Below are 23,643 nucleotides of genomic sequence, written 5' to 3'. Positions count from 1 at the left end.
GTGCTGTGCCCGGCTGCGGTTGGAGCCTGATCTCGCGTTTGCGCCCCAAGCCGCGGATCTTGGCGGCATGCTCTTATTGACGCTGACGTCGAAAGTGGGGTTTGCGGTGGCTCGGTTGCTGCGGTCTGCGGTGCTCCTGATCGTGTTCGCCGCTGCCTATGCGCTTGCCGTCGTCGCCGGTCGGGCCACCCGGGTGGGCGTCGAGGACGTCGCGCTCGTCTGGCCGGCCGCGGCCGTGGCGATCATCTGGGTGCTCACCACCCGGCGACATGGACTGCCCGAGCGCGTGCTGCACGTACTGGTGTTGGGTGCGGTGACGTGCGCAGTGAACTTCGCGGCCGACTCTCCCGCGCCGATGAGCGCGTGGTTTGGCCTGGTCAACATCGCACAAGCGGTGATCACCGTGGCGATTCTGGCGCACCGGCGCGATGAGGTCGTGCTCCGCGATCCCGGTGACCTGGCACGTCTGCTGACCGCCGTGGCTGCCGGTACGGTCTGTGCCGCCGCGCTGGCCACGGCGTACTTTGCGGAGGTCCTGGATGCTCCGGCAGGGTCGACGTTCGCGCTCTTTGCGGTGCGCAACGGGGCCTCCGCCCTGCTGGGTCTGGCCCTCTGGCTCAGGCTGCAAGACCTCGACTGGAAGCGACCACGCCTGTCGTGGTCGGCAGTCGTCGAGGCACTGGTGGTCGGAGCCGGTGTGACCTTGGTCTTCGTGTGGATCTTCTGGCTGAACACCGGTGTCCCGATGGCCTTCCTGGCACTGGTGGCCGCGATGTGGGTGACACTGCGTTATAGCACCACGGTCAGCATGACGTTTCTCGTCGTGACGGGCGTGTGGATCATCTACGCCACCCTGCTGGGAAAAGGCGTCTTCATCGTGCAGGACCTGGAGGCCCGCGCGATGCTCTCGCAGGCGATGGTCTGCAGCCTGACGGTGATCGTGCTGACGCTGTCGCTGTACCGCGACTCCCGGGCGCGTCTCATCGCGCAACTCAGGCAAGCACGCGATCTGTTCGCCGGGGTCCTGCAGGCCGCCTCCGAGCAGGCGATCATCGGCACCGACCCACGCGGGCACATCACCGTCTTCAACAACGGGGCGGAGCGACTGCTGGGCTGGTCCGAAGCCGAGATGCTCGGCCGCTCACCGGTGGACTTTCACCTGGAGGCCGAAGTCCGCGGGCGGGCGACCCAACTGGGCATCCCGATGGGGTTCGAGGTCTTCGTGCACAACGTGACACCGGAGACGGCCGAGGTGCGCCAGTGGACGTACGTGCGACGCGACGGCACCCACACGGCCGTCAGCCTGGCGGTGTCGCAGATGACGAACGACGACGGCGACTGCGCGGGATACATCGGCGTCGCCACCGACGTCACCGAACAGAAGGCGGCCGAGCAGGCCTTGGCGGAGAGCGAGGAACGGTTCCGGCTGGCGTTCGACACCGCCCCGATGGGCATGTTCATGTTCGAGAGCTCCGGGCGGATCACGCGCTGCAACCAGGCCATGGCCGCATTGCTCGGCCGATCGATCGACGATGTGCTGGCCACCACCGTGACCGCCCTCGGCGGCACCGACGGTGGCGCCCGCGCGCTGGGAACCTTGCAACGATTGCTGTCGCTGCGTAGCGACCAGCAGTTCGAGGCAGAGGTCGGGTTCCGGCACGCGGACGGCGCCACGGTGTGGGGAGCGGTGTCGGCGTCGGTGGTGGCGCCGCAGGGCTCCAGCCCGTACGGGATGGGTCTGGTCGAGGACATCACCCTCCGCAAACTCGCCGAGGCCGAACTGCAGCACCTGGCCATGCACGATCGGCTGACGGGATTGGCGAACCGGGCGCTGTTCATGGAACGCGCCGAGACAGCACTGGCTGACGCCGCGGCCGACGATGCGCGCCGGGTCGGCCTGATCTTCCTGGACCTCGACGGGTTCAAGGCGGTCAACGACACCTGGGGCCACGCCCAGGGAGACAAGGTGCTCGCGACGATCGCACGCCGCATCGAAGCCTCGATCCGGTCCCGGGATACCGCGGCGCGGCTGGGTGGGGACGAGTTTGCCGTGCTCTGCCCGGATGTGTCCGACATCGCTCACGTGCAGCGCGTCGCCGACCGGATCCGTAACGAACTGCACCGCCCGGTCACCCTCGCCATGGGAGGTGTGTACAACCAGCTCTCGGTGAGCGGCGGCGTGGCGATATCCACCCCGAGATGCACGGCCGAAGGGCTCCTGCAGAGGGCGGACGCGTTGATGTATCAGGCGAAGCGCAGCGGGAAGGACTGCGTGGCTCTCGCCGAGACCGTGGAGGAGGCGGCCATGCACCGCGCTCTGCAGCTGATTCCCGAACTGGAACGGGCGGTGAATCTGCACGAATTCGTCGTGCACTTCCAACCGATCGTGGACCTGCGGACCGCTGAGAAGGTCGCGGCCGAAGCGCTTCTCCGGTGGCAGCACCCGAAGCGGGGACTGCTCAAGCCGTCCGAGTTCCTGGCCGTCGCCGAAACCTCTCGCCAAATGTCCGACATCGGTCGCTACGTTCTGTACGAAGCGTGCCGTCACGCTGCAATGTGGTGCTCGCCGATGGACACCGCCGAGGTACACGTCAACGTGTCGGGCCGGCAGCTGGAAGTGGGCGACTTTCGTGCGGACGTCCTCGAAGCGCTCGAACGGACCGGGCTCGCCCCCGACCGGCTCGTCCTCGAATTGACCGAGACCTACGCCGGGCGCGTCGCCCGTTCGGCCAAGGCCGACCTCGAAGCGTTGCGCGAGATCGGCGTGCGGGTCGCCATCGACGACGTCGGCACCGGATTCAGCGGCCTGGCCAAGATCGTCGACCTGCCGATCGACATCTTGAAGATCGACAAGCAGTTCATCAGCGGACTACCGCAGGATCCGCGTTGCGAAGCGATCACCCGCGCGGTCCTGAGCTTGGGGGAAAGCCTGGGGCTGTCGGTGATCGCTGAAGGTATCGAGTCCCGCGAGCAATGGAACCTGCTCGCCGATTGGGGCTGCGAGATGGGGCAGGGCTTCCTGTTCGGGCAGGCCATCGCACCGAGACCGGCCGAGCTCCGCATGCTCGAACGGTGAGGTCCGCTCAGCTCGGTGCCGTGGCCATCACACCGACATCGCGTGAGAACCCCGCGTCGAATGGGTACACCTCCTCGTCGGCACAGGGCCGGGCGGCGGGCGGAGGTCACGATGCTGGGATGGCTCGATCGGTTGCAGCAGCGCAGTCGGGCAGCGGGCTTCGCCATCGCCGTCGTCTACAAATACATCGATGACCAGGCCAACTACCTGGCCGCCCTGATCACCTACTACGCCTTCGTCTCGTTGTTCCCGCTGTTGCTGCTGCTCACGACGGCGCTCGGGGTGATTCTGCGGGACCGGCCCGAGTGGCGCGAGCAGATCGTGGACTCCGCGATCAGCCAGCTCCCGCTGCTCGGCAACCAACTCAGTGAACCGAGTGCGCTCAGCGGCGGCACGACCGCAGTGGTGATCGGGATCGCCGGCGCGCTCTACGGCGGTCTCGGCGTCGGCACGGCGCTGCAGAATGCCATGGACACCGTGTGGGCCGTGCCGCGCTACGTCCGCCCCGATCCGATCAAGGCGCGCCTGCGCAGTCTGATGTTGCTGATCGTGCTCGGGTCAGCCCTCATCGCCACGACGCTGCTCACTGCGGTCGGCAAGAACTGGGCCGACCTGGGCATCGTCGGGACCGCCGGTGTGGTGGCCGCCTCGTTCGTCCTGAACACCGGGGTATGCGTCGCCGCCTTCCGGGTCAGCACCGTGCGCTCGCTGACCGTCCGGCAGGTGCTGCCCGGGGCGGTGACGGCCGCGGCGCTGTGGCAGATGCTGCAGTGGTTCGGCGCGACCTACGTGTCTTCGGTGGTGGCGTCGGCCAGCGTGACCAACAGCGTGTTTGCCATCGTGCTCGGCCTGCTGGCGTTCCTGTATCTGGTCGGCACGTCGCTGCTGGTGTGTGCCGAGATCAATGCGGTGCGCGTGGACCGGCTGCATCCGCGCGCGCTGCTCACACCGTTCACCGACAACGTCGACCTGACCGCCGCCGATCGCCGCATGTACGCGGGGCAGGCCGAGGCCCAGCAGGCCAAGGGATTTCAGCGGGTGGATGTCAGCTTCGACGAACCCGACACCGCAGACGGTGGCGATGAGGGCGTTTCTCGTCGGCGCGACGAGGGTATCGCCGAGGCGAACCATTAGAGGGGAGAGGCTGCTGTGAGTGTCACCAGCCGTGCACGCGCGGTCACCCGCACCGGCGTGAAAGTGCAACGCAGGATCGTGATCGCTCAGGCACTGTTCTGGCCCACGATGATCCTCACCGGCGCGGCGCTCGGCACCGCCGCGGTGATCGTCGTCAGGCGCCGCCGGGCGCTGCCGCATCCGGACCCGGTGCCCGTGCGCCCGGTGGATACCGCGGTGGGCTGAGCTACAGCCGGCCGAGCAGTTCGGTCTTCTTCGCGGTGAACTCGCCGTCGGAGAGGATGCCCCGCTCATGCAGCTCGGCGAGCGCCTCGATCGCGCCGATGATCGCGGAGGCATCGCCGGCGGCCGGTGCCTGCTGTGGTGCGGCAGCGGGCGTCGCGGCGACCGGCGCGGCGCCGATCTCGGTCAGGCTCGACACATCGAAGGTGCCGAGTTGGCTGGTGAAGGTGACGCTGCCGCGCCGTCCGCCCTGTTGCTGTTGCACGCCGGCGATCCGGTGATCCGCGGTGTCGAACACCCGGGTGACGCCGTCGAGGTGGATCGCCAACCGGCGGGTGGCGGGAAAGATCGCGTAGCGGGCATCGTTCTGGCCGCCGGTGGCGCTCGGGACACCGAGGTCGGCCGGCCACCAACCGCCCGACGGCTCGGCGCTGCGCGCGGGGAAGACCGGCGTCGTGGCGAGCAGTTGGGCCAACTCGGCGCACAGTGCGTCGACGCGCGCCTTGAGTGCGTTGTCGAACATGTTCGACACCATGGTCATTCCGCCACGCATCCATTGACCCGACCCGCCCAACTCGGGTATGTCGAACTGCGCCATGGTGCCGCCGCCGGCATGCAGCGCCGACAGCATGGCCAGCACCGCGTCGCGGGAAAGACCGTGGCGCGCCGCGATATCGGCGAGCGCCTTGTCGGCCTCAGGACTGATCGGGGAGCTCATCACCTCATTGTTCCATCGCCATCGCCGGCGAGGCCGTCCAGAAACGCCGGCATCGCGGTTCAGGCGGCACGCGGACGCAAATGTCCCTAGGCTGGTACCGGTGTCACCGCGGACGCCTTGTGGCGCGGCCATTTTCGATTCGTTCTGTCCGATGGCGGCGGGGTACCGGCACACGACTCCAGGGAACAACCATGACCGAACAACTGTCGACCGGCTTCCAGGACGCGGGGTGGGATTTTGCGCCCTGGGAGCAGGAACCGCAGTTCTCCGAGACCGAACTCGCCATCCTGCTGGATCCGCTGTTGACGGCGGCCGAAGCCGCCGAGCGCGTCGGCTGCGCCAAACGAGATGTCATGAGACTTCGGCGCACTGCCTGAGTGGGGCACCGGCCACCGACTGTCGAGTTCGGTGCGACCGCGGTGAAGAATCGGTGTCATGAACAAGGTCGTCGTCATCACCGGAGCAGGAAGCGGTATAGGTCGGGCCACGGCCCGGGTCTTGCTCGATACCGGTCATCAGGTGGTTTTGGCGGGACGTCGGCCCGATCAGCTCGCCGAGACCGCCCACAGCCACCCGAACGCCCTGGTGGTGCCCACGGATGTCACCGACTCTGCGTCGGTGCGGGCGCTGTTCGAGCGCACGGTGTCGTCGTTCGGCCGGGTGGACGTGCTGTTCAACAATGCGGGCACTTTCGGGCCGGCAGCCTCGATTGCCGACATCGATGACGAGCAATGGCACATCGTCTGGCGCACCAATGTCGACGGTGCAGTGTTCTGCGCGCGGGAGGCGACCCGCATCATGACTTCCCAACTGCCGCGCGGCGGACGAATCATCAACAACGGTTCGCTGGCCGCGCACCGGCCGCGCCCGGATTCGCTGGCCTACGCGGTCACCAAACACGCCATCAGCGGCCTGACGGCATCGATGCTGCTGGACCTGCGGGACCTCGACATCGACGTCACCCAGATCGACATCGGCAATGCCGCCACCGATATGACCAGCGGGTTCACCGCCGAACCCACGATCGACGTCACCCACGTGGCCACCACCATCGCGCACATCGTGGGCCTGCCGGTGGATGTCTCGGTGCCCACCATCACCGTGATGGCGCGTGGCATGCGATACGTCGGCCGCGGCTGACATGTCCTTCGTCGTCAACTGCTCGATGTTGCTGACCGACCTGCCCGTGCTGCGCCGCCCGCAGGCCGCCCGGGACGCCGGCTTCGATGCGGTCGAGTTCTGGTGGCCGTTCGACGACGCGGTGCCCGCCGACGCCGAGATCGACGCTTTCGTCGGGGCGGTGGCCGATGCCGGGGTGCGCCTCACCGCACTGAATTTCGCCGGCGGCGACATGGCGGCGGGGGAGCGCGGGCTGCTGTCTGATCCCCGGCGGCGACAGGAGTTCCGCGACAATGCCGACATCGTCTTCGGCATCGCGGACCGATTGGGCACCCGGGCGTTCAACGCGCTCTACGGCAACCGGCTCGCCGGTGTCGATGCACCGCGCCAGGACGAAGTGGCCGCCGCAAACCTCGAACACGTCGGTCGCATGGCCGAGCACCTCGGGGCGATCGTTCTCATCGAGCCGCTCAGCGGTGTCGACGGCTATCCGCTACGCACGGCCGCCGACGTCCTCGCGGTGATCGGTCGCGTCGAGGCCACCTCGCTGCGACTGCTCGCCGACCTGTACCACCTGGGCGTCAACGGCGACGATATCGACGCCGTCATCGATGATCATCTGGACCTCATCGGGCACGTGCAGATCGCCGACGTACCCGGCCGTGGTGCGCCGGGCACCGGATTCCTCGATATCGGGGGGTACCTGCAGCGGCTGGCCGATCGTGGTTACCGCGGCCATGTCAGCTTGGAGTACCGCGCCGACGGACCGGATCCGTTCGGGTGGCTCCCGTGGTCCCGGCGCGGCGGCCGGTCACGAAACCCTCCGGAATAGGTCAGAGCCGGTGCCCTGTGGGGCCACCGGCTCTGGTCAGCGGAAACGGGATCAAATTCAGCGAGCGGAGTCCTCGAACTCGTAGCGCTGCGCCACCGCGATCAGTTCTTCACGAACCGTCGAATCGGGCATTGCGTTGATCCGCGCGTAGAGGCGGCGCCGATTGTTGGCGCGCTTCATGTTGTCGCGAAACTGCGCGAGGGACATTGTTCTCACTCCTTGTAAGTGCCCTGGGTCACAGGGACTTTGGTTGTATCTGGCGGGGCCAGGTCGGGGATCACCCGCTCTGTGCAACGCCTCCATGGTCCGTGTTAATTCTGCGTAAAGCAATTTATTAAGTGTGAGTTCCGCGACAGCGCAGTCAGATTCAGGGCGTACGGGGTGTCAGCCGTCACACCCGCTCGGCGCCGGTATCACGCTGAGCGCAGTGTCAGCAGCGTGATCTCACTGGGTGCGAACACCCGGAAAGGCGGGCCCCAGAAGCCGGTGCCGCGGCTGGTGTAGAGCTGGGTGCGTTGCCCGTGTGTGCTCAGCCCATGCACCACCGGCTGGTCCAGTCGGACCAAGAAGTTGAACGGCCAGATCTGCCCGCCGTGGGTGTGCCCGGAGATCTGCAGGTCCACACCCGCGGCCACCGCCTGCGGAATCTGCTTGGGCTGATGCGCCAACAGCAGCACCGGCAGCCCGGGATCGGCACCCGACAGCGCCGTCGCCAGATCCTCGCCGTGCCCGCGCACGCCGGAACCCTCGGCGGTGGCATCGTCGACCCCGGCGACGATCAGACGATCACCGCCACGCTCGACGACGATGTGCCGGTTGTGCAGCGCCGACCAGCCGATGCCCTCCATGTAGTCGAGCCAGCCCTGCGCCTCGCTGAAGTACTCGTGATTGCCGGTCACATACACCCGCGCCGAGGTGGCCCGCACCGTCTCCAGCGGACTGGCCTGGTTGCGGCGCACCTCGACGGTGCCGTCGGCGATATCGCCGACGTGACAGACGATATCGGCGTCGAGTTCGTTGACCCGCTCGACCACATTCGCCGACCATTGCGCCCGATCGAGCGGCCCGTAGTGGGTGTCGGTGATCATCGCGACGCGCAGCCCGTCCAGGCCTGCGCCGAGGCGGGGGATACGCACGTCGACGGGACGGATCCGTGGCACCCGCATCGCCTCGAAATGGCCCCAGGCCAGCAGCGTTGCCGACACCACGAGAACTGCCACGGCAACCACCCGGGATCGCAGCGGATCCTCGATGCCGGCGGCCAGTAGTACCAGTCGCAGCACATTGCCGAGCACCGACCACACGAACAACACCCACATCGTGCCCAGTAGCGCGTCGCCCAGCGCCGATGGCAGGTCGCGGTGTTTGCCGTGGCCGGTGAACAGCAGCGTGGGCAGCAAGACCAGGGCGCCGACGAAGAGCAGGGTTGCCGCGATCGTAACGGGCAGCGGCCAGCCGCCGGCCGCGACCAGCGTCCACCACGGCACCCCGAACAGCAGGGCCAGCACGGCCGTCACCACCGCGGTGCGGCGCCACCGTGCTCCGGATCGGCGCGGTGGGTGAGCGGCTTCTTCTACTACTTCGGCCGGGTTGTCGGTCATTGCACCTCGATCGTGTCCAGGGTTCTGTCCACGACGGTACCGGCGGTCCAGGTCTGACCGGCGGACCACACCCGTCCCGGACACCGGGGAGGCGCTGAGAGCGACTGCGCCGCAGCGCTACCCGATCATCCGCCGGTCGCAATGCGCGCGCAGATCGAACGAAAAAATTCTCCGATTCACCCTTGGCACTCTCTGGCCTCGAGTGCTAAATTCGGTCGTGCACAGTGATTGGCAGCCCGCCGAACGGGCGGGCTCCGTGAGTGACGAGGAGGTGGATTGCTGTGCTTCGTTTCGATCCGTTTGGTGACGCTGTGACTCGGGACATCTTCGCGACGCAGGCCGGCTCCGGCCGGGTGCCGCGATTCATGCCGATGGACCTCTACAAGGTCGACGATCACTACGTGCTCACTGCCGACCTGCCGGGGGTCGATCCCGGTTCGGTCGACGTCAGTGTCGACAACGGGACGATGACCTTGACCGCGCATCGCAGCGCTCGGTCGGATGAGGCGGTCCAGTGGTTGTCGAATGAACGGTTCTCCGGCACCTACCGCCGCCAACTGTCCCTGGGCGACGGAGTCGACTGCTCACGCATCTCGGCCACCTACGAGAATGGTGTTCTGACGGTGAGCATTCCGCTCGCCGAGCGGGCCAAGCCGCGCCGCATCGACGTCGCGCACGCGGGAACCGCCCGCACCATCGAGTCGTCCACCGTCGACTCGGGCTAACCGCCGCTGATTGTCGTGCGCGGCTGCGGCCCAACGGCTGCAGCCGCGCACGGTCGGCGTTCGGTGCAACGCCAGCGGACCCCGCCCATTGCTGGACGGGGCCCGCTGCTGCGAGAGATCTGCTAGTCGGCGGCCTCGGCCGTCGCCTGGCGGGCTTCGGCGGCACTTGCAGCCGCCCGAGCCGCGTCGGCCTGAGCTTCCTTCTTCGCGACGTCGCGCTGTGCCTCGGCCTTGTCCTGCTGGGCCCTGCCCTCTTCGCGAAGGGAGTCGTTGTCGGTGACGATGCCGATGACTTCCTTGGCCTTGCCCTTGACGTCTTCGACCACACCACTCACGGCGTTCTCCGGACCGCTGTCAGCCATGTTGATTCCTTTCAGAAGAGGATTACCGCTGGCCGGGAAATACCCCGGTCGGCGGCGAAATCAACATCAATGTGATCGGCGTCACCTTCGATGCAGGTCAGAGGCCTGGCAGCGAGGTCGCGATGGCCTGCCAATCGTCATAGGTGCGCCCGCACACCGATCCGGTGAGGGTCAGCACGGTGCTGCAGCGTCGGCTGCGGTCGTAGATCTCGATCGCTGCGGTGGGTCCGGCCGCGCCGTGCATCGTGCTCACCCAACACTCGCCGACCTGCACCGGATCCAACACGTACCGGGCCGCGCCGAAGATCACCGCCACCGCGGGACCGGACGTGTCGGCCAGTGCGGCACTGCCGCGATGCAACTGCACGCATCCGCCGCCCGGCACCGCGACCGTGTACTCCACGTGCTGCTCGACCAGATACACCAGCAGATGCGGCAGCACCCGCGGGTCGACCTTGCGGGCACCCGTGAACGGCAGCACCCGGTAGCGCTCGTCTGAGAGCGAGTCGAGGTGGTCGATCTGATCGGTGTCGTTCCAATCGACAACCATCCAGTCCTCGGCGGTGAACGGCACCTGCGGCCCGCGCGGTGCCAGCGAAAGGCACTTGATGACAAGCGGATCCGACATGGGTGTCAGGTAGACCCGATGGGTTCCGAACGTATCGGTGAGGGTGAGCGCCTGCGGTGTCAGGTAGCCGGTGACGTTGGCGCCCAGGCGTACGTTGATCTGTTCCTGACCGCAGATCAGTGCTTCGCCGGGGTGCGCGGGTGTGGCGTATTCACCGGTATGACTCAGCAGTGCAGCATCATTGGCGGTGCAGGACACCACGGTGCCCAGCGCAGGGAGGGCCACGCCGATCTCCCGACTTCCGACGTTGAGCCGCCGTGCGGGGCAGGTGCCGCAGCGCCGACCATCAGTACACATCGCGTACGTACCGCTTCTCCCGCTTCAGCGAGTTGACGTACTCGACCGCCCCGTCGGCGTCCAACCCGCCGTGGGTGGCGACGACATCGTGCAACGCCTTGTCGACATCCTTGGCCATCCGGGTCGCGTCACCGCAGACATAGAAGTGGCCGCCCTCCTCGAGCCAGCCGAACAGTTCCTGGCCGTGCTCGCGCATCCGGGTCTGCACATACACCTTCTCGGCCTGGTCTCGGGAGAACGCCAGCTCCAACCGATTCAGCAATCCGGAATCCTGCCACGCCGTGATCTCTTCGGCGTAGGCGAAGTCGTGCTCGCGGTGCTGATCGCCGAAGAACAGCCAGTTGCGTCCGCCGGCGCCTCGCTGCTCGCGTTCCTGCAGGAACGCGCGGAACGGCGCCACCCCGGTGCCCGGGCCCACCATGATCATCGGAGCGTGGTCATCGGCCGGCACCCGGAAAGATCTGTTGGGTTGCAGGAAGATCTTGGACTCCGTGCCACGGTCGGCCAGGAACGTCGAGCAGACCCCGCCGCGCATCCGTCCGCTGTTGTGGTAGCGCACGCTGGCCACCGTGAGGTGGATCCGGTCGGGATGTGCCAGCGCGCTCGACGAGATCGAATACGCCCGGTGCTGAAGCGGTTTGAGTAATCCGATGAACTCGTCGAGGCTGAGATCATCCCCGGCGATGCTCAGCACGTCCAGGATGTCCTTACCGTACAGCCAGCGTTCCAGCGTCTCCTTCACTCCGCCGCGCAGCACGTGTGACAGCTCGGGGTTCTCCGCGCGCCGTTCCACCTCGCCGAGCAGATCCTTTGACGGAGCGCTGATCTCGTACCGGTGGCCCAGCAGATCCCCGAGTGGCTCATCGCCGACCAGGGTGTCGGGCGAAACCCGGAAGTGCCCGGCGATGGCGTCGACCAGCACCGGGTCGTTCTCCGGGATGACGGCCAGCGCATCGCCGGCGACGTACTCGATCCCGCTGTCGGCCAGGTCGAACTCGAAGTGCCGGATCTCCTTATCCGAGCCGGGCCCCGACAGGAGGTGGTTGACGGCTACCCGCGCGACGAACGGGTTCTTGCGTGTCCACCCGGAACGCGCCACCGCGCTTGGCGGCGGCGTGCTCGGTGCGCCGCTGGCCCCGGAGCTGGGTACCAGCGCCGAGACGGCCGACTGGATCCATTCGGCGGCCTGGGCCTCGTAGTCGACATCGCAGTCGGCGCGGGCCACCACCCGCGCGGCACCGAGTTGCTCCAGGCGGGTGTCGAAGAGCTTTCCGGCCTGGCAGAACTCGTCATAGCTGGTGTCACCGAGCGCCAGCACCCCGAAGGACACGCCCTCCAGGCGCGGTGCGGTCGACGCCGACAAGGCCTCCCAGAACAGTTCGGCATTGTCGGGCATCTCGCCCTCGCCGTAGGTGGAGGTGACGATCAGCACGTACTCGAGGCCGGCGAACTCGTCCAGTTCGATCTCGTCGAGTCCGCTGACCAACACATCGAAGCCCTGTGCCTTGGCGGCCGCCGACGCATCGTTGGCCACACCCTCGGCGTTGCCGGTCTGGGTGCCGTACAGGATGCGCAGCGCGGGACGCGGCGCGGACTGGTCGCCGGGGACGGCCGGTGGCGGCGCGACGTTCATCGCCAGCCGGGAGTGCAGGCCGGCCAGGAAACCCGACAGCCAGGCGCGCTGGTCCTCGTTGAACGGGGCGTCCTGGGGGATGTAGGCGATCTTCATCGGGTCACGCGCTCTCCAGCGAGGTGAGGGACGCCACCACATCCGGAACCGATTGCGCGGCAAACAGTTCCTCGAACGAGGGCAGGCGGCCGATCATGTCGACGTTCTTGGCGTTCTGATACAGGATCCAGCCGTAGGTTCCCAGGCTGTCCATCGACAACACGTTGCGCTGCGCCAGCGCAGCCTTGTAGTCGGTGATGCGTTTGTCGGCGATGAACACGGCCAGGTTCTCGTCGCTGAAGTCGTCGATGGCCTCCCGGGCGAAGCGTTGCAGCTTCTGGATCAGGAAGAAATCCTCGGTGAGCACCAGGTTGCGGACCATCTTGGCGACCCGCGGATCGGCGACATCGGTGACGCCGGGCAGTCGGGTCATGGCCAGTCGCTGCGCCATGTTCAGCACGGTGTAGGTGTTCAGCAGCGCGAACATGGCCTCGGTGTCCGTCTCGCCGTAACCGGGCACCGCACCGTCGAGCACCGTCTGCCCGTGGCGGTAGGAGCGCTTGAACTTGTGCACCTGGTAACCGGCCAACGCGGAGGCCAACTCGTCGAGCAGTTCCTTGCGCGTCTTGGCCGCCAGGATGGCCTCGGCATCCTGGTACTGCAGCAGCGCCCGCGGCATCGCATAGCTGACGTGGAGGCGCGTGACATCCCAATCCCGGAGCAGTGCAGCGGCTTTCGCCGATCCAGTCGCCTCCAGGTGCCATTGCAACATCGTGTGTGCGGCGACCTCGTGGAAGGGTGCCTCGCTGATCGGTGCCAGCAGCACCGAGTCGGCGCTGACCTTGGCGGACAGTTCGGCGTCCGGGTCGTACTGATAGAGGAAGCCGCCGCTCATCCCGTTGGCGACACCCTTGCCGAAGCCACCGATGTTGAACACCGCGCCGTTGGTCATGTACTCGCACAGGAACTCTCCGACGCCCTCGACCACCGCGGTGGCCCCAGAGTTGCGCACCGCGAACCGGTCGCCGGCCTCACCCTCGACGAACAACCGGCCGCCGGAGGCCCCGAACAGGGCGAAGTTGCCGATCAGCACATTGCCGCCGGGAAGGCTGGACCCACCGCCGGGGGAGCGCACCGCGATGGTACCGCCGCACTGGCTCTTGCCGACGCCGTCATTGCAGGTTCCGGTGTGCGTCATCGCCATACCGTCGTTGCAGAACACCCCGTAGCTCTGGCCCGCCGATCCCGTGGTGGTGATCACGACGCTGTCGGCGGTCAGGTAGCGCCGCCCACGTACATCCGTCGCGACCGCAGACCCGTCGTCGCCCTGATGGTTCAGTCTGCGTTCGATATCGACGGCGAGCTGCCCGCCGACGCTCTTGTTCTGGTTGGTCAACGCCACCGGCGCCATCTCGACACCGTCGAGATCGAGTTGACCCAGGAACCCGTCGTCGACCGCGTAGTCCTTCTCCATGTAGATCGGATCCTCGGGCACGAAACCCCTGGCGACCTGCAACATGGCGCGCAGGTCCAGCCGGCCGATGCTCGAAGGGTGGTCGAGCAGATGAAGCAGGTCGCTGCGGCCGCGGGCAGTCGCCAGCGACGGCATACCGAGCGTGGCGAGGATCTCACGCACCTCGTGCGAGATGTTCAGCAGATACTGCGCCAGGGCGCGCGGGTCTCCGTCGAAGGCCTCGGAGTTGGTGGTCAAACCGGCGGGGCACTTGATGTTGCAGTTCTTGGCCATCACGCACTTGAGCATCATCAGCGCGGTGGTACCGAACTCGAAGCTGTCCGCCCCGAGCAGTGCCGAGGTGATGACATCGCTGGCCGTCTGGTGTGCGCCCGAACAACGCAATACGACCTTCTGCCGGATTCCGTTGGCCACCAGCGCCTGATGTACCTCGGCGACCCCGATCTCGGCGGAACGCCCGGCGTACTTGAGGCTGGTGACGGCCGCGGCACCGGTGCCGCCGGTGTTGCCGGCAACGTTGATGACATCGGCGCCGGCCTTGGCGACACCCACGGCGATGGTGCCGATGCCCTCGCTGGAGACCAGCTTGACGATCACCCGTACCCGGGCGGCCTTGCAGTCGTGGATGAGCTGGGCGAGGTCCTCGATGGAATAGGTGTCGTGGTGCGGTGGGGGAGAGACCAGTTCCACCCCGGGTGTCCCGCCGCGGGCCGCCGCGATCTGCACGGTGACCTTGGGGGCCGGGAGCTGGCCGCCCTCACCGGGTTTCGCGCCCTGACCGATCTTGATCTCCAGTTCGCGCAGCATCGGGTCGGCCAGGTAACCGGCCCACACCCCGAACCGGCCGGAGGCGAACTGTTTGATCCGGGAGCCACGGATGGTGCCGTACCGGGTGATGTGCTCGCCGCCCTCACCGCAGTTGGACAACCCGCCCACCATGTTGGTGCCGTGCGCGACGGCCTCGTGCGCCGAGGCCACCAGGGCGCCATGGCTCATGGCACCGGATGTCAGCGTCGCCGCGATCTCGCTGGCGGGCTGCACCGCGGCCAGCGGCATCGAGTCCGGCGCGGTCTGCACCATGCTCAGATAGTCGCGGGCGGCGCCCTGCGCGCGGATCCACAGCCGGTCGACATCGACCTCGTGGTCGACGATATCGGCGCCGAAGCGGCGCAGCAGGGACTCCGCCAAGGCCTCCAGGCGCTGGGCGCTGTGGCTCAGGCGCAGCGTGAATTCGTCACCGACCCGAACACAGGTCAGTCCACGGACCTGGAAGCTGTTGTTGCCGAACCGCGCGAACTGTCCGAGCTCGGAACGGAACTCGTCGGCGGTATGCAGGAAGTTGACGTCGGCGGGCAGCGCCAGGACATCGCGCAGCGCGGCGGGCCGGCGGGCCCGCTCGGCGTTCATCGCGAACACGAAGTGCCGGTAGCCCGGGGTGATGTCGAAGCTGTTGATCGCCCGCGGGGTCATCTCCTCGAAGCTGTTGTGCTGGTAGGCCTCATCGTCGAGACCGAAGGCACCCTCGAGTTGGTGCAGGGGCAGCGAACGCAGGAACGCCGGGTCGGTCATGTCCGGGTTCTCCGGTCGCCCCTCGTCGCCGAAGGAGATGGCCTCCTCGGTCATGTCGACGAAGCCGCGTACGGCGGTGGTGCCGTAGGAGTGCCCGGAACCCTCGGCGCGTTCCTTGAACAGACCGAGCAGGGGCACATCTTTTTCGCCGGTGACCGACAGCGCGTGGTGGTGCCATTCGGCGACAGCGGCGGCCAGCGTGTCGAATCCGACACCGCCGACCACGGATATCACGTTGGGGAAGTAGCGGTGCAGCACCGGATCCCCGGTGTCCAGATAGCTGGGCTCGAAGAACTCGCCGCCGATGTAGCTCTCCACGGTGCACAGACCCACCCGGCCCATGGTCTTCATCAGGGACTTCTCGGCGGCCTTGGCGAACCGCTGGTAGGCGGCGGTCACCAATGTCTCATCGGGACCGAACTTCTCCTCGGCGCGCATCTGCACCGCCAGCGGGTACACCGCGGACGCGCCGAACCCGAGGACCGTCGCGATGTGATGCGAGGACGCCAACTGGCCGCTCTCGGCGATCACCGAAACCCGCAGGCGCAAGCCCTGTTCGATGAGCCGCTGGTTGATCGCCGAGACGGCGATGATGACCGGTATGGGTGCCAGCCCGGTTTCGATGTGCCGGTCGGAGATCACGGCGATGCCGCCGGACTCGCGGGCGTAGCCCTCGATGTCATCGCACAGTGCGTCGATGGCGGCGACCAGTGCATCGGCATTGGCCCGGCGGTCGGTGAGATCGACGCGGTAGCGCATCCCGAAGCTGCGCACCGGGGTGTGCTGTTGATCGCGGATGCTCAGCATGTCGAGATGGCCGAGGATCGGCGACGGGATGACGATCTGCGGTGCGGGCTGTGCGCCACTGTTGGGTTTGGCGCCCAGCGCGACCCGCAGAGTCATCCCGTCCGCTTCGCGGATGCTGTCCAGGGGCGGGTTGGTGACCTGGGCGAAGCGCTGCGAGAAGTAGCGGGCGATCCCGCCTTCGTGGTTGGACAGCGCGTTGATGGCCGCGCCGTAGCCCATCGCGGAGATCTTCTCCTGCCCGGTGGTCAGCATCGGGTCCATCAGGAACTTGAAGTCTTCCTGGCTCATCGAGTAGCAGACGTAGCGCTGGTGGCGGTTGAGATCACCGTTGTACCGGGCGGGGGACAGCTGGCTCTCCGGGGGCACGGCGGGCAGCGCGGCGAGGTTCACCCGTGCCACGGCCAGCATGTCCTGGTAATCATGCTTGGCGGCCAGCATTTCCAGCGCCTCGGTGGTGCCGTAGGAGCGTTGCTCGCGGTGGTCGTAGTACAGCATTCCGCCCGCCTCGATGCGGCCGCGTGTGGTCACCTGTCCCGGTGCGAAGTTCACCTGCCCGGCTTCGGACATGACGCCCAGATACTCGTCGGTCTCCACGGTGCGCAGCGGCCGCAGTCCCAAGCGGTCCAACCGGGCACCGATGTAGGTGCCGTCACCGAAGATCAGCGCTGCCGGGCCGTCGTTCTTCTCCTCGTAGAGGCTGAAGTACTCCAGCATGGCCCGCACCTGTGGGGAGAGCGTGGTGTCGTTCTCCCAGGCCGGCGGCATCATCGCGACAACCGCGGTGACCAGATCCAAATCGTCCTCCAGAACCCGGTTCTGCAGGGTCTGATCGAGGCGGCAGCTGTCGGACTGGCCGACCGGCCGGATGATGGCGCGGTTGCGGGCCAGCGCGATGGCGTTGTCGGACAGCCGGTTCTTCTTGTCGGTGTTCAGTTCGCCGTTGTGCGCCATGAACCGGAACGGTTGGGCCATCGTGGTGTTCGGTGCGGTATTGGTGGAGAACCGGGTGTGGAAGAACATCGAATGGACTTCCATCCGCGGATCGGACAGATCGTCGAAGTAGGGGACCACCTCGTTCGAGTTCAGCCGGCCCTTGAGCACCTGGGTGCGGGCGCTCAGCGACAGCGGGTACAGGCCCGACAGCTCCGCACGGGTGTACGCGACCGCTTCGATGGCCATCAGCGCTTCGTGGATAACCTTGTCGGACAACCGTTCAGCGGTGAAGATCCACTGCCGGATCGGCGACTGATACTTGATGGCGGCGGGGCGGATCGCCGTGTTGTTGACCGGCACATCGCGCTTGACCAGCACGCGCAGACGGCGTGCGGCCAAGGCGTCCTCGATGACCCGCTCGGCCTCGGCGTGGAAGTCGGGGTCGTTGGGCAGGAAGAAGTTGCCGACGCCGAACTGTCCGAGGGCAAGGTCGGGCACACCGGTGATATCGGCGAAGAAGCGGACCGAGAGGTCGAGGTTGACGCCGGCGCCGTCACCGACACCTTCAGAGGACATGCCGCCGCGGTGCGGCACAGCGCACAACGCGTCGTGCAGCATCTGGATGACGTCGTGGGTCTGGCGGCCGTCTTTGCGGGTCAGGAAGCCGACACCGCAGCTGTTCTTTTCCAGATCCGGATCATGGAGCCCCGCCATCAGGTGACCTCCTCAACGCTGCAGATGCACAGATCGCACCGCATGGGTTCTCGACACTGAGGGATCCCGCTCGGCCCATGCGGTTACCGCAGGCTCCGGTGCTCGTGAAGAGCTTAGCCTAGCCTAAGGACATGCTGGTGAGGGACTCAGCCCTGGCCGCCGCACTGCGGGAACCCACAAGATATCGGAACGGCCCCGGGAATCACACCGGGGCCGTTCCATGGGCCTGGAGCTACCCGCTCCGGAAAGTCTGGTGGGGTGACCTGTGCGCCGCGGGGAATCGCGCGCGACTGATCAGCCGCGAAACGATGGGCCCCGCCGGTGGCGGAACCCATCGTTTCGGAGTGGTGCTATTTCGCGTGCTCCGCCGACTCTTGGCGCGCCTCGGCGGCGCCGGCTGCGGCACGCGCGGCCTCGGCTTCGGCTTCCTTCTTGGCGACATCGCGCTGCGCGTCGGCCTTGTCCTGCTGGGCCTTGCCTTCTTCGCGAAGGGAGTCGTTGTCGGTCACGATGCCGGCAACTTCCTTGGCCTTGCCCTTGACGTCTTCGACAACGCCGCTCACGGCATTCTCGGGTCCGCTGTCAGCCATCGGGTACCTCCTCCAGGTTGATATTGATCGTTGGAACGGTTGATACCCACAAGATCGATGGTCCAATCAGAAAAGTTCCAGATCATAGTTCCATCCGGGATCCGACGAGGATCGTCCGATCCTGGGGTAGGTGGAAGTAGCCGGCGGCATCGGCGGTGAGGAACGACGTCGCCACGAAGAGCCTCTTGCGCCAGCCCGTCATGTCGGTGCTGCCACATGGCACCAACTCCAGATGGGACAGGAAGAAGGACGCGCGGTCCAGATCGGCGCCACCCTCGGTGAGCTTCGCCGGCAGCATCCGCAGCGCCGCCGGGACGTCGGGTCGCTCCATGTACCCGGCATGCACCGTGACGTGCATGATGCCGTCGTCGCGGTACCCGAGCGCGTCCACCGTGATCCGTTGGTCCTCGGACAGTCGAGGCACCGGCAGCGTCTCCACCGACACGATGATGACGTGCTCGTGCAGGACATGGTTGTGTTCGACGTTGGCGCGCATGGCCAGCGGCGTGGTGTCATCGCTGCGGTTGAGAAAGACCGACGTGCCGGGCACGCGCGCCAGCGGGGGCCTGCGGTCGGCCAACTCGTCGATGAACGGGCGCAGTGGTCCCTCGATCGCCCGCCGCGAGTCGGTCACCAGATGCCTGCCGCGCTGCCAGGTGGTCATCACGGCGAACGCGAAGACGGCGATCGCCAGCGGCAGCCACGCGCCGTGCACCAACTTCGTCAGGTTCGCCGCGAAGAACATCAGATCGACCACCAGTAGCGCGCCACCGCCGATCACCAGCACCCACAGCGGCCACTTCCATTGCTGGCGTGCGTAATACAGGAACAACAAGGTGGTGATCGTGATGGTGCCGCTCACCGCCATACCGAAGGCGTAGGCCAACGCCGCGGAGGTTTCGAAGGCAAACACCAGCGTGATCACCGAGACCATCAGCACCCAGTTGATCCACGGCACGTAGATCTGCCCGATGGCCTTGTCCGACGTGTGCGTGATCCGCAGCCGCGGCAGGTATCCGAGCTGAACGGCCTGTGAGACCACCGAGAAGGCGCCGGTGATCACCGCCTGTGAGGCGATCACCGTGGCCGCGGTGGCCAGCAGGACCAACGGCAGTCGCGCCCACTCCGGGGCGAGCAGGAAGAACGGCGCGGTGTGCACGTTGTCGTCTTGCAGCAGTAGTGCACCCTGGCCCAAATAGTTCAGGGTGCAGGCCGGCAGCACGAGGCCCAGCCAGCCGATCACGATGGCCCGCCGCCCGAAATGCCCCATATCGGCGTACAGCGCCTCGGCCCCGGTGACGGCGAGCACGATCGCGGCCAGCGCGAAGAAGGCGATGTGGAAGTGCCCGCTGAGGAATGCGACGGCGTGCGTCGGTGACAGCGCGGCGAGGATGCCCGGATTGGCGGCGATGCCGCTGATCCCGCAGGCGCCGATCGCGACGAACCAGGCGATCATCACCGGTCCGAAGAACCGGCCGACGACCGCCGTGCCCTGCCGTTGCACGCTGAACAGCGCCACGATGATCACCGCGGTGATCGGCACCACCCAGTCCTTCAGGTCGGGTTCGATGGTTTTGAGGCCCTCGACCGCCGACAGCACCGAGATCGCGGGCGTGATCATGGAGTCGCCGAAGAACAGGGCCGCGCCGAAGAGCCCGAGGAAACCCAGGGCGATGGCGGTCCGATGACCCCGCGTGCTCGCGCCGCGCCGCAGCAGCGTGATCAGCGCCATGATGCCGCCCTCGCCGTGGTTGTCGGCGCGCATGACCAGGGTGACGTAGGTGAAGGTGACGATCAGCATGACCGACCAGAAGATCACGGAGACAACTCCGTACACGTTGGCCTCGTCGAGCGGCACCGGATGCGGATCGGCCGGGTTGAACACCGTCTGAAGGGTGTAGATGGGGCTGGTGCCGATATCGCCGAAGACCACGCCGAGCGCGCCGACGATGATGGCCGGCCGCAGCGGTCGGATCTCTGGTGCCGCCGGGCTCTCTACGGGGTTGTCTTCGAGCATGCCCTACATCATTGGTGCCAGCGCCGGATGAAGGTGTACTTCCTGTGTTTTCACCACGAAGTAGACGTTCTTGCCGGGCTCCAGATCCAGATCGGCGGCCGCCGCGGCGGTGATGTCGGCGGCCAGCGCGGTGCGGTCGTCGCGGGGATCGACACCCCGGACCCGCACGGTGGTGCCGTGGATGTCGAGTTCGGTGATGGTCACCGCGATGACATTGCGCGGACTGGCCCGCGGAACACTCAGGTGCACCGCGACGGCGGCCGGCCGGAACAGTGCGATCGCGGGTGCGCCGACCGGTAGCTCGGATATGCCGGAAAGATCAGCCCCCCAGGATGTCCGGAGTATTCCGGGCCCGGTGATGGCGCCAGACACCAGGTTGACTCCGGCGATGGTCGCGGCGAATTCGCTGCGCGGGGTGGTCAGTACCTCGCGGACCGGTCCGCGCTCCACGATGCGTCCCCGGTCCACCACGATGACCTTGTCGGCGATGGCCAGGGCGTCGAGCAGATCGTGGGTGACGATGATCGCGGTGCGGCCGGCATCGCCGAGTACCTCGCGCAGCAGGCGGCGCATCGCCGGGGCGGCACTGACATCGAGGGCGGCCATCGGCTCGTCGAGCAGCAGCAGCGCCGGTTCGGCGGCCAGGGCTCGTGCCAGCGCCACCCGCTGCGCCTGCCCGCCCGACAGCTCGGCGGGTGTGCGATCGGCCAGTTCGGCGGCACCGACGGCGTCGAGCCAGCGCCGGGCGGCCGTGCGGGCCGTGCGGCGCGACAGGCCCCGGCACCGCGGCGCGTAACCGACGTTGGCGGCGACGTTCATGTGCGGGAACAGCATCGCCTGCTGCGACAGCATCGCCACCCCACGGGCGTGGGTGGGCACGAACGTCCCCGCATCGGTGTCGGTCAGGACGGTGTCCCCGAGTTCGACGCGCCCGGTGTCCGGTCGCAGCAGACCGGCGATCAGCATGAGCAGCGTCGACTTCCCGGCGCCGTTGGGGCCCAACACGGCCAGCACCTCGCCATCGTCGAGGGACACGTCGAACTCGACATCGCGCTGCGACAGGCGGGCCGTCACCCGCACCCCGCTCACAGCGGTCCCGCCAGTCGCCGGGTACCCGAGGCGATCACGATGGCCGCGGCCACCACGATCAGCAGCAGCGACAGCGCGACCGCGGCGTCGGCGTCGGACTCACGCTGCAGGTAGATCTCCAGCGGCAGCGTCCGGGTGACGCCCTGCAGTGAGCCGGCGAACGTCAGCGTCGCCCCGAACTCGCCGAGGGAGCGGGCGAACGCCAGCACCGCGCCCGAGATCAGCCCGGGCAGCACCAGTGGCAGGGTCACCGTGCGCAGCACGGTGGTGGGCCGGGCGCCGAGCGTGGCGGCGATGTGCTCGTAACCGGTGCCCGCCGACCGCAGCGCGCCTTCGAGGCTGACGACCAGAAACGGGAGCGACACGAAGGACTGGGCCAGCACCACCGCCGTGGTGGAGAAGGCGATCCGGACACCCCACAGGTCGAGGTACTCGCCGAGCAGCCCCTGCCGGCCGAAGGTGTACAGCAGCGCAATGCCGCCCACCACCGGCGGTAACACCAGTGGCAGCAGCACCAGGGCGCGCAGGATGGTCTGGCCGCGAAACTGCCCGCGGGCCAGCACGAGTGCCATCGGCACACCGATCAGCACGCAGACCACCGTGCTGGCGCCGGCGGTCCGCAGGCTCAACGCCAGTGCCGCCCGCGATGATTCGGAGGTGATGAGCGGAATGATGTGGGGCCAGTCGATCTTCAACAGGATCGCGATCAGCGGCGCGATCACGAACAGTGCGCCGAGCGCGGCGGGCAGGTAGATCCAGGCCGGTAGACCCACCTGAATCGGTGCGCCGTGGCGCCGGGCGGTGGTCACGGCGCGGTGAAGCCCGCACTCGTGAGCACGTCCTGCCCGGACGGGCCCGTCACCAGGTCGATGAACGCCTGTGCAGCTTGCGGATTGGCGGCGTCCTTCGGCACGGCGATCGGGTAGGTGTTCACGGCCTCGGCGGATTCGGGGAAGGCGACGGCGGTCACCTTGTCCCCGGCACCGGCGGCGTCGGTGACATACACCAGCCCGGCATCGGCCTGCCCGGACGTGATCTTGCCCAGCACGTCGGTGACGGCGGATTCCTCGCTCACCGGGGACAGTTCGACACCGGCGGCCCGCTCCACCTTCTCGGTGGCCGATCCGCACGGCACCTGCGGCGCGCACACCACCACCTGGGTGTCGGGTTTGGCCAGATCCGCGAAAGACGCTATGCCCTTGGGATTTCCGGGCGGGGTGACGATCGTCAACGTGTTGGTGGCGAAAATCACCGGCGGGCCGGCGACCAGGCCCGCATCGGAGGCCTTGGTCATGGTGTCGGTATCGGCCGAGGCGAACACATCGGCCGGCGCGCCCTGGGCGAGTTGTGCCACCAGATCCGATGAGCCGGCGAAGTTGAACGTCACGGTGGTTCCAGGGTTGTCGGTCTCGAAGCGGGCGCCCAGTTCGGTGAACGTCGTCTTCAGCGATGCCGCCGCAAAGACAGTGAGCGCCGCCGACGATGGCGCATCCGAGGCCGTGGGTGAGCATCCGGCGAGCAGCGCCGCAACGCTCAGCGCGGCGGCCAGAGCCTTCACGAGATTCCGCCGGGGGTTTCGACGATGACGGTGGTGGCCTTGACCACGGCGACGGCCAGCGCGCCGGGCTCCAGACCCAGTTGTTCGACCGAGGCTGTGCTCATCAGCGAGACGATGGTGAACGGCCCGCATTGCATCTGAACCTCGCTCATCACCCGATCGGAGGTCACCTTGGTGACCAGGCCGACGAGCCGGTTGCGGGCCGAGCTGCTGGCGCCGGTGGGGTCGGTCGGCGGTGCGGCCTGCTCGCGGACGAATTCGGCCAGGACGTCGCCGGCGATGACCTTGCGGCCGGCGTCGTCCTTGTGCGCGGCCAGCACTCCGCTGTCGATCCAGCGGCGCACGGTGTCGTCACTGACCCCGAGCAGGGCCGCCGCATCTTTGACGCGGATATCCGACATCTGCGCCTCCCATTGATCAAAACCTCCGCAAATGCGGTCATATGAACCTATACCGTCTTGGTTCGCGGTTTCAATCTCTCGCGCGCGCCGTTATCGCAGACTCTGCGG

At 67.3% G+C, this 23,643-nt stretch carries 20 protein-coding genes; 7 read left to right on the top strand and 13 right to left on the bottom strand.

Going from position 1 to position 23,643, the window contains the following annotated elements:
- The first annotated feature begins 67 nt into the window (after positions 1-67).
- The 3 genes from EXE63_RS06180 to EXE63_RS06170 all read left to right on the top strand — a co-directional run bounded on the left by EXE63_RS06180 (position 68) and on the right by EXE63_RS06170 (position 4,435).
- On the top strand, positions 68-3,076 hold the full coding sequence (locus EXE63_RS06180) for an EAL domain-containing protein (RefSeq protein WP_234904383.1): 3,009 nt from the start codon (positions 68-70) through the stop codon (positions 3,074-3,076).
- A 111-nt stretch (positions 3,077-3,187) separates the two neighbouring features.
- On the top strand, positions 3,188-4,210 hold the full coding sequence (locus EXE63_RS06175) for a YihY/virulence factor BrkB family protein (RefSeq protein WP_168141243.1): 1,023 nt from the start codon (positions 3,188-3,190) through the stop codon (positions 4,208-4,210).
- Between the two features lie 15 nt (positions 4,211-4,225).
- Positions 4,226-4,435, top strand: coding sequence for a hypothetical protein (locus tag EXE63_RS06170; RefSeq protein ID WP_168141242.1), 210 nt, complete (start codon positions 4,226-4,228; stop codon positions 4,433-4,435).
- A 1-nt stretch (position 4,436) separates the two neighbouring features.
- Here the strand turns inward: EXE63_RS06170 and EXE63_RS06165 are convergent, their stop codons facing one another.
- Complete coding sequence (locus EXE63_RS06165) at positions 4,437-5,150, bottom strand: SHOCT domain-containing protein (RefSeq protein WP_168141241.1); 714 nt, start codon at positions 5,148-5,150, stop codon at positions 4,437-4,439.
- A gap of 191 nt (positions 5,151-5,341) precedes the next feature.
- Between EXE63_RS06165 and EXE63_RS06160 the strand changes: the two genes are divergently transcribed.
- From EXE63_RS06160 to EXE63_RS06150, 3 genes are read left to right on the top strand one after another with little or no spacing between them, the layout of a single operon-like run.
- Positions 5,342-5,527 carry a hypothetical protein gene (locus tag EXE63_RS06160; RefSeq protein WP_168141240.1) on the top strand — a complete coding sequence of 62 codons (186 nt, stop codon included), beginning with the start codon at positions 5,342-5,344 and terminating at the stop codon, positions 5,525-5,527.
- Positions 5,528-5,585: 58 nt separating this feature from the next.
- A complete protein-coding gene (locus EXE63_RS06155; RefSeq protein ID WP_210000322.1) occupies positions 5,586-6,290 on the top strand; it encodes an SDR family oxidoreductase in 705 nt (234 codons plus the stop codon).
- A gap of 1 nt (position 6,291) precedes the next feature.
- On the top strand, positions 6,292-7,101 hold the full coding sequence (locus tag EXE63_RS06150) for a hydroxypyruvate isomerase family protein (protein WP_168145429.1): 810 nt from the start codon (positions 6,292-6,294) through the stop codon (positions 7,099-7,101).
- 57 nt (positions 7,102-7,158) lie between these two features.
- On the opposite strand, the gene EXE63_RS06145 is transcribed toward EXE63_RS06150, so the two are convergent.
- Together EXE63_RS06145 and EXE63_RS06140 are read right to left on the bottom strand one after the other, a co-directional pair.
- Positions 7,159-7,308 carry a hypothetical protein gene (locus EXE63_RS06145; protein ID WP_105366681.1) on the bottom strand — a complete coding sequence of 50 codons (150 nt, stop codon included), beginning with the start codon at positions 7,306-7,308 and terminating at the stop codon, positions 7,159-7,161.
- 206 nt (positions 7,309-7,514) lie between these two features.
- Entirely contained in the window at positions 7,515-8,702 is a 1,188-nt protein-coding gene (locus EXE63_RS06140; protein WP_168141239.1) for a metallophosphoesterase, read from the bottom strand.
- A gap of 281 nt (positions 8,703-8,983) precedes the next feature.
- Here EXE63_RS06140 and EXE63_RS06135 point away from each other — a divergent pair, with 281 nt between their 5' ends.
- A complete protein-coding gene (locus EXE63_RS06135; RefSeq protein WP_168141238.1) occupies positions 8,984-9,427 on the top strand; it encodes an Hsp20/alpha crystallin family protein in 444 nt (147 codons plus the stop codon).
- Between the two features lie 122 nt (positions 9,428-9,549).
- Here EXE63_RS06135 and mbp1 (EXE63_RS06130) read toward each other — a convergent pair whose 3' ends face one another.
- The 10 genes from mbp1 (EXE63_RS06130) to EXE63_RS32810 form a co-directional block, all read right to left on the bottom strand.
- Entirely contained in the window at positions 9,550-9,789 is a 240-nt protein-coding gene (mbp1, locus tag EXE63_RS06130; RefSeq protein ID WP_168141237.1) for a microaggregate-binding protein 1, read from the bottom strand.
- 97 nt (positions 9,790-9,886) lie between these two features.
- Positions 9,887-10,642, bottom strand: coding sequence for a hypothetical protein (locus tag EXE63_RS06125; protein ID WP_234904382.1), 756 nt, complete (start codon positions 10,640-10,642; stop codon positions 9,887-9,889).
- 61 nt (positions 10,643-10,703) lie between these two features.
- Complete coding sequence (locus EXE63_RS06120; protein WP_168141235.1) at positions 10,704-12,443, bottom strand: diflavin oxidoreductase; 1,740 nt, start codon at positions 12,441-12,443, stop codon at positions 10,704-10,706.
- Positions 12,444-12,447: 4 nt separating this feature from the next.
- Positions 12,448-17,880 carry a glutamate synthase-related protein gene (locus EXE63_RS06115; RefSeq protein ID WP_168141234.1) on the bottom strand — a complete coding sequence of 1,811 codons (5,433 nt, stop codon included), beginning with the start codon at positions 17,878-17,880 and terminating at the stop codon, positions 12,448-12,450.
- A 350-nt stretch (positions 17,881-18,230) separates the two neighbouring features.
- On the bottom strand, positions 18,231-18,470 hold the full coding sequence (mbp1, locus tag EXE63_RS06110) for a microaggregate-binding protein 1 (RefSeq protein ID WP_168141233.1): 240 nt from the start codon (positions 18,468-18,470) through the stop codon (positions 18,231-18,233).
- A gap of 82 nt (positions 18,471-18,552) precedes the next feature.
- A complete protein-coding gene (locus EXE63_RS06105) occupies positions 18,553-20,487 on the bottom strand; it encodes a potassium transporter Kup (RefSeq protein ID WP_168141232.1) in 1,935 nt (644 codons plus the stop codon).
- Positions 20,488-20,490: 3 nt separating this feature from the next.
- Positions 20,491-21,576: a sulfate/molybdate ABC transporter ATP-binding protein gene (locus EXE63_RS06100; RefSeq protein ID WP_168141231.1), complete on the bottom strand. Its 1,086-nt coding sequence runs from the start codon at positions 21,574-21,576 to the stop codon at positions 20,491-20,493.
- Complete coding sequence (locus EXE63_RS06095; protein WP_168141230.1) at positions 21,573-22,385, bottom strand: ABC transporter permease; 813 nt, start codon at positions 22,383-22,385, stop codon at positions 21,573-21,575. The genes EXE63_RS06100 and EXE63_RS06095 overlap by 4 nt, the downstream gene beginning before the upstream one ends.
- Positions 22,382-23,134 carry a molybdate ABC transporter substrate-binding protein gene (modA, locus tag EXE63_RS06090; RefSeq protein ID WP_168140737.1) on the bottom strand — a complete coding sequence of 251 codons (753 nt, stop codon included), beginning with the start codon at positions 23,132-23,134 and terminating at the stop codon, positions 22,382-22,384. Before modA ends, EXE63_RS06095 begins: the two co-directional genes overlap by 4 nt.
- Complete coding sequence (locus EXE63_RS32810) at positions 23,131-23,535, bottom strand: TOBE domain-containing protein (RefSeq protein WP_168141229.1); 405 nt, start codon at positions 23,533-23,535, stop codon at positions 23,131-23,133. Before EXE63_RS32810 ends, modA begins: the two co-directional genes overlap by 4 nt.
- Positions 23,536-23,643: the final 108 nt, after the last annotated feature.

The sequence above is a fragment of the Mycolicibacterium frederiksbergense genome, assembly GCF_012223425.1.
Lineage (GTDB): Bacteria > Actinomycetota > Actinomycetes > Mycobacteriales > Mycobacteriaceae > Mycobacterium > Mycobacterium frederiksbergense.
Note: the sequence above shows the minus strand (reverse complement) of the source record. Positions and strands in the feature narration are given on the sequence as shown.

Bases quoted from the DNA above. Each gene is read 5' to 3' on its own strand.
- EXE63_RS06180 (WP_234904383.1), top strand. From the start codon at position 68: ATGCTCTTATTGACGCTGACGTCGAAAGTGGGGTTTGCGGTGGCTCGG.
- EXE63_RS06175 (WP_168141243.1), top strand. From the start codon at position 3,188: ATGCTGGGATGGCTCGATCGGTTGCAGCAGCGCAGTCGGGCAGCGGGC.
- EXE63_RS06165 (WP_168141241.1), bottom strand. From the start codon at position 5,150: ATGAGCTCCCCGATCAGTCCTGAGGCCGACAAGGCGCTCGCCGATATC.
- EXE63_RS06160 (WP_168141240.1), top strand. From the start codon at position 5,342: ATGACCGAACAACTGTCGACCGGCTTCCAGGACGCGGGGTGGGATTTT.
- EXE63_RS06155 (WP_210000322.1), top strand. From the start codon at position 5,586: ATGAACAAGGTCGTCGTCATCACCGGAGCAGGAAGCGGTATAGGTCGG.
- EXE63_RS06150 (WP_168145429.1), top strand. From the start codon at position 6,292: ATGTCCTTCGTCGTCAACTGCTCGATGTTGCTGACCGACCTGCCCGTG.
- EXE63_RS06145 (WP_105366681.1), bottom strand. From the start codon at position 7,308: ATGTCCCTCGCGCAGTTTCGCGACAACATGAAGCGCGCCAACAATCGG.
- EXE63_RS06140 (WP_168141239.1), bottom strand. From the start codon at position 8,702: ATGACCGACAACCCGGCCGAAGTAGTAGAAGAAGCCGCTCACCCACCG.
- mbp1 (WP_168141237.1), bottom strand. From the start codon at position 9,789: ATGGCTGACAGCGGTCCGGAGAACGCCGTGAGTGGTGTGGTCGAAGAC.
- EXE63_RS06120 (WP_168141235.1), bottom strand. From the start codon at position 12,443: ATGAAGATCGCCTACATCCCCCAGGACGCCCCGTTCAACGAGGACCAG.
- EXE63_RS06115 (WP_168141234.1), bottom strand. From the start codon at position 17,880: ATGGCGGGGCTCCATGATCCGGATCTGGAAAAGAACAGCTGCGGTGTC.
- mbp1 (WP_168141233.1), bottom strand. From the start codon at position 18,470: ATGGCTGACAGCGGACCCGAGAATGCCGTGAGCGGCGTTGTCGAAGAC.
- EXE63_RS06105 (WP_168141232.1), bottom strand. From the start codon at position 20,487: ATGCTCGAAGACAACCCCGTAGAGAGCCCGGCGGCACCAGAGATCCGA.
- EXE63_RS32810 (WP_168141229.1), bottom strand. From the start codon at position 23,535: ATGTCGGATATCCGCGTCAAAGATGCGGCGGCCCTGCTCGGGGTCAGT.